The sequence below is a fragment of the Candidatus Magnetobacterium casense genome (genome assembly GCF_019173545.1).
In the GTDB taxonomy this organism is placed as follows: Bacteria; Nitrospirota; Thermodesulfovibrionia; order Thermodesulfovibrionales; family Magnetobacteriaceae; genus Magnetobacterium; species Magnetobacterium cryptolimnobacter.
On the sequence record NZ_JABXWD010000512.1, the window covers coordinates 1 to 2,138 of the forward strand.

General features: G+C 49.6%; 3 protein-coding genes. All 3 read left to right on the top strand.

Features of this window, described 5'->3' with window-relative positions:
• A partial coding sequence (locus HWQ67_RS17005) for an Hpt domain-containing protein (protein ID WP_218253881.1) occupies positions 1 to 459 on the top strand: 459 nt, incomplete at its 5' end.
• Between the two features lie 139 nt (positions 460 to 598).
• Positions 599 to 913, top strand: a complete 315-nt coding sequence (clpS, locus tag HWQ67_RS17010) for an ATP-dependent Clp protease adapter ClpS (protein ID WP_218253882.1) — start codon at positions 599 to 601, stop codon at positions 911 to 913.
• A 5-nt stretch (positions 914 to 918) separates the two neighbouring features.
• Positions 919 to 2,138 (top strand): AAA family ATPase (locus tag HWQ67_RS17015; protein WP_218253883.1); only part of this gene is annotated, 1,220 nt, incomplete at its 3' end.

Here is a 2,138-nt window from a genome sequence, read left to right on the forward strand (position 1 = left end):
AGTCAGCTTTTTAATACAATAGAAGACATAATCCCTCAGGGGAGCGTGCAGGTGTCCGTTGACATGGCGGATGGCGAAACGTTGCATCTGCCAACCACCCTTGAGGGTATCGACGTGGAAAAAGGTATCGACAGGTGGATGGACCCGATGATTTACATGGAAGGCTTGACGGGGTTTTCGGATAAATACGGCAACGCAGCACAGATAATATCATCCCTGCTTGATGATAACGATATAGATAAAGCCGGCAGACTCCTACATTCCATCAAGGGCGTCTCGGGAAATCTGGAACTGCCACAGGTATACAGACTTTCACAGGAGATAGAGCATAGCCTCAGAGAGCATGATATTGAGCGTGCCAGGACATTGCTGACAGAGTTTATGGAGGCGCTCAGTACGGTTGTTGCCTCTATTGCCAGAGTCGGCGTGCAGCACCTGCAGGGCAGCAGCAGACCGTAAAAAGATAGTGCAGTCAGCCATAGGAGAAATAGTGTAACTGCACCCCACCATGATGACGGATAGAAAAGAGAAAACCGTTTATGTTAAAATAAAATCGTAATGAATAACAACTAACAACATACTTAGGAGTGCATCACTTATGGGACAAAGTAAAGGTGAGATTCAGGAGGCACCTGAAGGTTCGGTTAGCGAAGAACTACAGACCCCGACTATGTATAAGGTGTTCATCCTAAACGATGATTATACAACAATGGAGTTTGTCGTCAATGTGCTTGAGACCATATTTCACAAGACCTCTGCGGAGGCCACACAGTTAATGCTGCAAATCCACCGCAGCGGTTCAGGGCTTTGTGGCATCTACACGCGGGATATTGCCGAAACAAAGGTTGCCGCAGTGCATGAGATGGCCAAGAATAACGAGTTCCCGTTAAAGTGTGTAATGGAAGAGGAGTAAACTGTATGATAAACAAGGACCTTGAAATAAGCATTGAGGCAACCATTAATGAGGCCAAACGCCGCGGACATGAGTACCTGTGTATAGAACACATACTCTTTGCCATCCTCCACGACGACAAGGGGATTGACATAATAACCAATTGTGGGGGCAGCATTGCAAATCTGAAGTCGGCGTTGAATGATTTCTTTGGCAAGAAGGTACCAAAGTTGCCTAAGAACAAGCGCGATATCCCTCAACCCACGGTAGGCTTCCAGCGCGTGCTGCAAAGGGCACTGTGGCACCTCCAGTCCTCTGGCAAGGACGAAGTAGACTCCGGAGATCTCCTGGCCTCCATCTACATGGAGGAGGACTGCTATGCCAGTTACTTCCTACAGCGAGAGGGGGTTACACGTCTGGACGTCCTCAACTACATCTCACATGGGATAACCAAGATTGTCGGCGACAGTGATGCCTCAGAGCAGCCAGGGGATGACTCCTATCACTCCGACAGCAAGAGTCAGGCCGATGCCCTGAAGCACTTTACCGTCAACCTCATAGACAAGGCCGCCAATGGCGATATCGACCCCCTGATTGGCAGAGAGAACGAAATCCAGCGCACGATCCAGGTGCTGTGTCGCCGACGCAAGAACAACCCCGTCTTTGTCGGTGAACCAGGCGTTGGAAAAACGGCCATCGTGGAGGGATTGGCCCTGAAGATATTTGAAGGAACCGTACCCGATGCACTTAAAAACACTCACATATTCTTACTTGACATGGGCAGCATGCTTGCCGGAACCAAGTTCAGGGGTGAGTTTGAGGCACGCCTGAAATCAACCATTGATGCCCTTAAGAAGATAAAAAACGCCATCTTCTTCATAGACGAAATCCACACAATCGTCGGAGCCGGCGCTACCAGCGGTGGGGCACTGGATGCCTCCAACATCCTCAAGCCCGTCCTGAGTACCGGAAAACTCCGGTGCATTGGCGCAAGCACATACGAGGAGTATAAGAACTACTTCGAAAAGGACCGTGCGCTGTCAAGGCGGTTTCAAAAAATAGAGGTACACGAACCCTCAATCGATGAATCCTGCCAGATTCTGCATGGGCTGAAGTCTTATTATGAAGCCTTTCACTGTGTGAGCTTCACGGACAACGCAATAAAGACTGCGGTTGAGCTGTCAGCCAAGTACATCAACGACCGGTACCTGCCCGATAAGGCCATAGACGTCATGGACGAAACCGG

What these genes read in the sequence shown, in the direction of transcription:
- clpS (WP_218253882.1), top strand. Translation starts at nt 599, where the DNA reads ATGGGACAAAGTAAAGGTGAGATTCAGGAGGCACCTGAAGGTTCGGTT.